The 7,735-nt window shown below is 40.0% G+C and carries 8 protein-coding genes and 1 pseudogene; 7 read left to right on the forward strand and 2 right to left on the reverse strand.

The features are described 5' to 3' along the window. The first annotated feature begins 4 nt into the window (after nucleotides 1-4). From AACQ38_RS15050 to AACQ38_RS15080, 7 genes are all read left to right on the forward strand, one after another. Nucleotides 5-358: a DUF596 domain-containing protein gene (locus tag AACQ38_RS15050; protein WP_040154117.1), complete on the forward strand. Its 354-nt coding sequence runs from the start codon at nucleotides 5-7 to the stop codon at nucleotides 356-358. Between the two features lie 17 nt (nucleotides 359-375). Then, nucleotides 376-666: a hypothetical protein gene (locus AACQ38_RS15055; protein WP_165578484.1), complete on the forward strand. Its 291-nt coding sequence runs from the start codon at nucleotides 376-378 to the stop codon at nucleotides 664-666. Between the two features lie 59 nt (nucleotides 667-725). Next, the gene (locus AACQ38_RS15060; protein ID WP_339367054.1) at nucleotides 726-908 is read left to right on the forward strand and encodes a DUF6883 domain-containing protein; all 183 of its coding nucleotides are present in this window, start codon (nucleotides 726-728) and stop codon (nucleotides 906-908) included. A 348-nt stretch (nucleotides 909-1,256) separates the two neighbouring features. Beyond that, nucleotides 1,257-1,616, forward strand: a complete 360-nt coding sequence (gene cdiI, locus AACQ38_RS15065) for a ribonuclease toxin immunity protein CdiI (RefSeq protein ID WP_165578486.1) — start codon at nucleotides 1,257-1,259, stop codon at nucleotides 1,614-1,616. Nucleotides 1,617-1,839: 223 nt separating this feature from the next. Then, entirely contained in the window at nucleotides 1,840-2,229 is a 390-nt protein-coding gene (locus AACQ38_RS15070) for a hypothetical protein (RefSeq protein ID WP_165578487.1), read from the forward strand. 1,762 nt (nucleotides 2,230-3,991) lie between these two features. Then, nucleotides 3,992-5,671 carry a ShlB/FhaC/HecB family hemolysin secretion/activation protein gene (locus AACQ38_RS15075; RefSeq protein WP_165578488.1) on the forward strand — a complete coding sequence of 560 codons (1,680 nt, stop codon included), beginning with the start codon at nucleotides 3,992-3,994 and terminating at the stop codon, nucleotides 5,669-5,671. Nucleotides 5,672-5,821: 150 nt separating this feature from the next. Next, complete coding sequence (locus AACQ38_RS15080) at nucleotides 5,822-6,373, forward strand: CdiA family toxin C-terminal domain-containing protein (protein ID WP_165578489.1); 552 nt, start codon at nucleotides 5,822-5,824, stop codon at nucleotides 6,371-6,373. Here AACQ38_RS15080 and AACQ38_RS15085 read toward each other — a convergent pair. After that, nucleotides 6,356-7,090, reverse strand: a pseudogene (locus AACQ38_RS15085) (IS630 family transposase); the annotation flags it as partial. The gene AACQ38_RS15080 and the pseudogene AACQ38_RS15085 sit on opposite strands and share 18 nt — an antisense overlap. A gap of 13 nt (nucleotides 7,091-7,103) precedes the next feature. Continuing rightward, nucleotides 7,104-7,735 (reverse strand): IS630 family transposase (locus AACQ38_RS15090; RefSeq protein WP_165578490.1); only part of this gene is annotated, 632 nt, incomplete at its 5' end.

A 7,735-nucleotide genomic window follows, 5' to 3' on the forward strand; every position in this document is an offset into this window, starting at 1 on the left:
TAATATGTTATTTCATGATGATGAATATAAAGTATTTCGAGATGAGTTAGAAGGGAGTTCCCCGAGTACTATTTGGGGGGCTATGTGTGCAAATAACTTAAACAAAATTAACCTTTCTTTTGAAGAGAGAAAGAACTATTTTTTGGAGTTTATTGAGCGGTTGTTAAAAGAAAACAAAATCAAACTTGCTAAAAACGGTGTGTTTTTGGAAGGTACCACCGACGAGCAATTGACGCATTTTCGGGTTGTTTTTCCTAAGACCGAAGAGGAATTATATTATGGTCTATGGTTCACATTTGAAGAATGTCCTGGAGGGATAGTTTGGGTTTCGGATGACGGTTCGTTGGATTGGACATAGTTGCAGGGAGTAAATAGATGAAAAGAATAAAATTAATGGTTGATTACGATTGTTATCCATTATGGCTTGATTCAGATGATGAGGTTGGGAATATTGATCCTGATGTTTTACCAATTAGTGATTCTCTTAAAGAAGAATTAAATAATTGGTCTAAACAATATGATGAAACATTAAATTTGGATGATCCCTTAAGTTCTGGATTTTCAACCCCAGAAGCAGAAACAGTTTTTAAGGAGAAAGGTCAATATCTGCGAGAAAAGCTACAAACTGAATTGAACAATGGCTATGAAGTAATATATCAGCAATGATTACTAATCCTTGATTGTTAGTTAACTGCACCCCAAAAGTTAGACCCTAACTGACTAAGGTGCAATTCATCCAATCGGGGCTATATTCTTCTATTATTGGTAATGTTGATAAGTTTGGTCAAAGAATAACTATTGACATGCCAATTACTGGGTTGAATGGCAAAACAGCGATTGTTCGTACAGGTTGGATATATGATCTTGGATCATCAACACCTAGATTAACAATGCTCTATGTAAAGTGAGATTAGGTATGAAATATTTTCTTTTTGATGTTGTTATTTTAATTTCAGGCATTCCTGAGCGCGGATTTAAAGCTGGAATGAAGGGAGCCATTGTTGATGTTTATTCTGAGCAGGAAGAAGCATATGAGGTTGAATTGTATGATGAAGATGGCCGGACTATATACCCGTCATCTTTCAAGTTGCCTCTTTGTTGGCTGCACTCGTTCACCCCAGTCACATAGTTATCTATGCTCCCGGGGATTCACTCCCTTGCCGTCGCGATGCATCTTGAAATCCATAGGGTATAGATATGTTACCGTTATATTCCAACCAATTATCTCCATATTTTCATCCCAAATAAGGTAGATAATGAATATTAAATTATTTGAACAAATCAACTATGATTCTAATGAGATGATTACAACGTATTTTGATGTTATGTATAGTGATAATCGACTTTTAGAGGCTATAGGTTATCTTATTAAAAAAATAGGATTTAGTACCGATGGCGCATATTGCCATTTTCCAGATATGAACAGCTATGATGAAGAAGATCATTTTGAAGGTGTTCAGTTTGCTGTTGGTTATCCGCCAACTGATGAAGATACAATAACAGTCAGTGAAGAAACCTGTTATCACTATGTCAGATTAGCTGGTGAAAAGTATCTTGAGCTTCATCCAGAAGATACAGATAAGGTTAATGAGCTACTGGCAAAAATACCAATATAAAATCAATATTCCCCGGTCATGTGAATTGCACCCCAAAAGTTAGACACTAATTGATTAAGGTGCGGTTCATTCAATCGTGGGCTATATTCTTCTATTTTTATGACAACTGGTTTGCCAGCATAAAAACCGAGTTGTTCCAGTCAGATTAGCGGCAGGAAAAGGGGATAAAGCTGCGGAAGCGCGCGTCATTGCACGGCAGGATGCGGCGATTGCCGTCACCGCGGTGGCGGCAGGCGGTTATGCGCTGGTTTATGGCTGTCAGATACTGATTGCCGCCTCGGCTGAAATGGCAACGGCAGGGCGTGTTGCGCTTGAAGGCTGTAAAACGAATCCGGCGCTATGCCTGAATAACGTGGGTATTTTTGTCGCTGATGCGATTGCGCCGGAGGCGGCGGTTGGAACCGGAGTTTTGGCTGCTGGCACGGTAAAGGTATTAGGTAACACCAAAGAAGGTGCCAAGGATTTGGCAGAAGGATTGAGTCATGCCTCAAACCCGCTGTTAAGCAATGCTAAATCTGATACCCATGCCGTAACTTGTTTGATGGAAAAAGAAGATTCGATTGCTGAGATCGGTGCGGGGCTGAAGCTCGCGCTTAGTCGTTGTACCAGTTAAATCAAGATCCCAGTTATAAAAAAGCTGGGATTTTTTTCCCTTTTTGGACGATTGGCAAGCTGTTTTCTTTTCGGTGATGAGTTATCTGAGGATAAAAAAACAGGTATCCATTAATACCAGATTTTGAAAAGGTACAGAATCACTAAAAACGGCGTATTCCCTGTTATGTTTAATGTATTCACCGACAATGTTATCCTCCGGTTATTTTACATTTAACTGCCCTGCCATGGCTATTTAAAAGAATGAAAACAGAGATATTAAAGATTTTATATAAAAGACAGCTTTAACTATAAGTGAAATTTTAAAAAGGATGTTAATTAAGTTTAATCGAAGTCCATTCACTATCACCATTAGCAGCGAGTTGAAAATAAATCATCGAGAAAAAGAATATTATCTTAAAAACCTGATATGAATGTGATTTTTAGTCGTTTCTTTATAATAAAGGGATAAAGCGGTTAATCTGACAGGATTTAAACTCTTAAAAAAATGTTGAATATCCGAAAAAACATAAGGTATATTTATATCATAAAACTATTTATGTGTTTATTTATGAAGATAAAAAACTTATAAAAGCTGCTCAGAATCACCAGTAAAACAGCGTCAGAAAAGATAAAAATCGAGCATGGTTAACGTTGATTAAACTTAATAAAACCAGAGGTTAAAAAATGGATTTTAATAACATCTTAAAACCAGCCCATCATAAAACCATCAGTGAAAAGTGAGAAAAAATAATGAATTTATTAATATATACCCGTAAAAAATGACAAACAAGAGTATATAATAGGTTTAATCAGACAGTATATTTTAAAAAAGTAACCGACTTTAATAACACTTTCAACTGTAGATAAATTTTTCATCAACCAGTTAAATAATTATTCATCAAAAACAGGAATAACAAAACCTGAAAATAAACGACGCAACAGAATACGAACTGGATTACTGACATCGTTGTTATGTTGAATTTATTATGCGACACTACGATACATTAAATACATCCGTTTAAACTCGTTTTACACTATTTTACCCTGTCCAATAGCATTGCTTTTCTACCATTTTATTTAAGTTATTCCTCTTTTTACACCTTTAATGTGATTAAACGCTTAAATACCCACTTAGTCATTACAACCTTTTTGGATGGTTAATCCGACAGAATTTTCACTATTGTTAATATAATAAGACGTTATTAAATTAATTTACCGATTTATCTAAACATCATTTAAATAAATATGAGTGAATGGAGTTAAATGAAAATATAAAATCACATGACGAACCTATTTTAATGAAACCAGGATAAAAAGCGTAAAAAAAGATATCCTAAATATAAAATAAATCTCTTTTTTAAAATTTAAACACTTTTTATTTAAATCTGTGCCTTGAATCATTAAAAGCGCGTAAAATTTTTCAAACTTTTAGTCAACCAGTCTATTTAAAAACACCGCTAAACAATCAAATCACGCTTGAAAACTGACACCGTTACTCGCTTACCGGTCAACAAATGCGCTGGAGAATAGTCAGCAGGATATCGCACGCCTGCTGGATTTGGGACGCAATACCATTAAGCAACTTGAAGAATTGATATTGGTGTATAAAAAATTACCTTCATTCTTATCACCACTTTACAGCATTTAATATATCCGATTTCCCATTGTCAGGATTAAAGATCCAGATATTGATCACATTTCACACTGCCCACTCAGACGGGAAATTAATACCACATTAGAATAGTTTAATAATATCATTATCAAATTTTTAATTATCATCTATGGGAAAATTACCGTTTTATCACCGCAGCCTGACTGGGCTTATTCTGCTGACAATCTCCGCACTGGCACAGGCGGCAATTCCTGTCAGCTCGGCGGATCAAGAAACTATCACGCAACAACAAAAAGCCTTGTTGCAGCAAGCCCAACAACAGCGGGAAGCGCTGCGTAACAATATCACCGTATCCCCATCCCCCGTTTTAACGTCGGATGCAGCTGAATTTGTTTGCCACACCATTCAACAGATTGAATTTGTGGGTGCAGAAAGCTTGTCAAAGTCAGTCAAACAGAACGTGATTCACCCTTACTTATCTCATTGTTTAACTTTGCAAGAGATTAATGAGCTGGTGCGTAAAGTATCGAATGCCTATATCAAACGGGGTTATGTCACTTCCCGTGCCGACCTCAAAGCGCAGGATTTATCCTCCGGTACCCTCATGATTACCGTGAATGAAGGCAAAATTGAGTCAATCAGCCTTGATGATGAAACACCACACTCACTCAAAATGGCCTTTCCGGGCATGATTGGCAAAACACTCAATCTGCGAGATATTGAACAAGGCATGGAGCGCCTGAACCGCCTGCCCTCCCAACAGGTCGCCATTGATATTCAGCCAGGAAAACAACCCGGTTATTCTGCGGTTATCTTAAAACGAACCTCGACACGTTTACCGATCAGTGCCAGCTTGGGTGGGGATAACAGTGGCCAGAAAAGTACCGGCACCGGGCAAATCAATGCCAGTGTGAACCTGGATAATCCATTACATCTCGCTGATCAGTGGTCATTGTCTGCCAGCCATAACAGTGATTTTCGCCATAGCCACCAAAACCGAAGCCTCACTTCTAATGTAACGATCCCTTATGGCTACTGGTTGTTCAGTTATCAGTATGCGTGGAATGACTCTTTTCAGAATATTCCGGCTGACTCGCAAGCCTATCGCTACGAAGGCGACAGCCAGACGCACCGGCTGGCAATAAACCGGGCGTTATACCGTGATGGCGAACAGAAGCTGGCGCTGGATCTGGGATTGATGCGCCGCCAAACGACCAATTTGCTGGCAGGAGAGAAATTATCCATCAGCAGCCCGACGTTAAGCTCTATCAACCTTGGCATTAACTACAGTTCAGTACTGGCAGGTGGCTATATCACGTTTAACCCGGCAATCAGCCACGGTTTACCGGTGTTCAGTGCGACAAAAGAGGATCCCCATTTCCCGGATGCTCCACGGAGTCAATTCCGTAAATTTAGCCTGAGTGCCAGCTATTTTATGCCAGTCACGGATTCCATTTATTACCTCTCATCCCTTTACGGCCAGACCACACCCGACAACCTTTACGCCAGCGAACGCCTCTCGCTGGGAGGACAATATTCCGTCAGGGGATTTAAAGAGCAATCTCTCACCGGCAACCGCGGCGGATATTGGCGCAATGAGCTGAACTGGCGAATGGCAGAGCTTCCTGTACTGGGTGAACTCACCTTAACCGGGGCGTTGGATACGGGATGGTTACGAGGAAAAGCAGGACAAATTGATGGCGGTAATGTCACTGGCACCGCACTTGGCTTCTCACTAACGAACCGCCGATTCAATCAGGCGATAACTGTTGGCAAACCACTCACTTACCCTGACCACCTGAAACCGGCTCACTGGGTGGTTTACTGGTCTGTATCACTGATTTTTTAACGGTCAATCGGCAGCGTTGATTATTAAGGTCGCCGAAGAGTGTGTCATTGCGCAGCGGAATGCTGCGATTGCCGTCACCGCAGTGGCGGCAGGTGAACGGTAAAAGTATTAGGTAACACCAAAGAAGGTGCCAAGGATCTGGCAGAAGGATTGAGTCATACCTCAAAACCGCTGTTAAAAAATGCTAAACCTGATACTGATGCTGTAGCTAGCTTGATCGAAAATGAGAAGTTGTATGCTGGAAAGGGAGCGACAACTGTTACATACCCTGATGGCATGAGTTTTCAGATTAATCAGCCGAAGCATTTAGCAACTGTAGATGGATTTACCCAAAAATCAGGAATTGCGGGCGGGCACAATGCAGATGTTTTTTATGGTGTTGTAAAAGACAAAGGAATACAAATCGTCGGTGAAACGCCTACTGGTGTTAATGGAATAATGCATATCGAATATAGAGTACCTGCTAAAGATGCTTCTGGGAGTTTTACAGAAACTCACAAAGGTAATGGTTTAAAACCATTTGAAAAGACTATCTATAATCCCAAAATTTTTACTGATCAGAAAATGTTGGAGTTAGGTCAACAAGCTGCTGTCAGCGGTTATAAACAAGCTATAGCTAAAGGTCAACAAACATATGATGCTACAGCAGATGGTGTTACATTCAGGGTATATACCCAAGAAACTTCAAGATGCAGTTTTTAGCACCTGAAAATGGTCGTTAATTCTAGACATCAGCGAGTCCGCTATATCCGGTAGCGTTGTGGTGAAAAATTTGAAGACGTTGTCTCGAAATTCATGTTTATCCGCGAAATAACGGTTATTTCGAACCTGTTCATTCATGACCTTCCATAATCGTTCTATCGGGTTTAAATTTGGGCTATAGGGAGGAAGGTAATGTCACTCAATATTGCTAACATAAGCCCACTCCTTCACAAGATGAGCTTTGTTGTAACCCGCTCCATCCACAATAAGGTGAATTTTTTGATGGTAGTCAGGATAAGACTTTCTTATTTCATTGAAAAAACAGCAAATGTTGTAGTCATTGATGGTCTGATATTCCTGGAACACGGTACGACCAATGGCATTCAGGTTGAGCGCGCCCAATATATTCAGGCGAGTCCGGCTTCCTGTTGTTTTGACTGTTTTTTTCTCGCCTTTCCGCATCCAGCCATAACCGAGTTTGGTGCCTTGAGTCGGGTGAACAGCGTCAAGAAAAAGGATGGGTTCGTCTTTCGCTGTGACTTTAAGATTCTCATAATATTCAATAAATTGTTGCTGTTTTTCTACATCGAATTTATGAGGGACACCACAAGGTTTTTTATAAGAAAACCCCTGACGGTGTAGCCATTTATTCATGCCGGGAATGCTAAAGGTAATCTTCCAGAGCTGAGCAACATAGGCCACGATTTCATGGNTATATACCCAAGAAACTTCAAGATGCAGTTTTTAGCACCTGAAAATGGTCGTTAATTCTAGACATCAGCGAGTCCGCTATATCCGGTAGCGTTGTGGTGAAAAATTTGAAGACGTTGTCTCGAAATTCATGTTTATCCGCGAAATAACGGTTATTTCGAACCTGTTCATTCATGACCTTCCATAATCGCTCTATTGGGTTTAAATTTGGGCTATAGGGAGGAAGGTAATGTAACTCAATATTGCTAACATAAGCCCACTCCTTCACAAGATGAGCTTTGTTGTAACCCGCCCCATCCACAATAAGGTGAATTTTTTGATGATAGTCAGGATAAGACTTCCTTATTTCATTGAAAAAACAGCAAATGTTGTAGTCATTGAGGGTCTGATATTCCTGGAACACGGTACGACCAATGGCATTCAGGTTGAGCGCGCCCAATATATTCAGGCGAGTCCGGCTTCCTGTTGTTTTGACTGTTTTTTTCTCGCCTTTCCGCATCCAGCCATAACCGAGTTTGGTGCCTTGAGTCGGGTGAACAGCGTCAAGGAAAAGGATGGGTTCATCTTTCGCGGCAACTTTAAGATTTTCATAGTATTCAATAAATTGTTGCTGTTTTTCTACATCGAATTTATGAGGGACACCACCCGGTT

The organism is Photorhabdus sp. RW14-46 (genome assembly GCF_963887965.1).
Taxonomy (GTDB): Bacteria; Pseudomonadota; Gammaproteobacteria; order Enterobacterales; family Enterobacteriaceae; genus Photorhabdus; species Photorhabdus laumondii.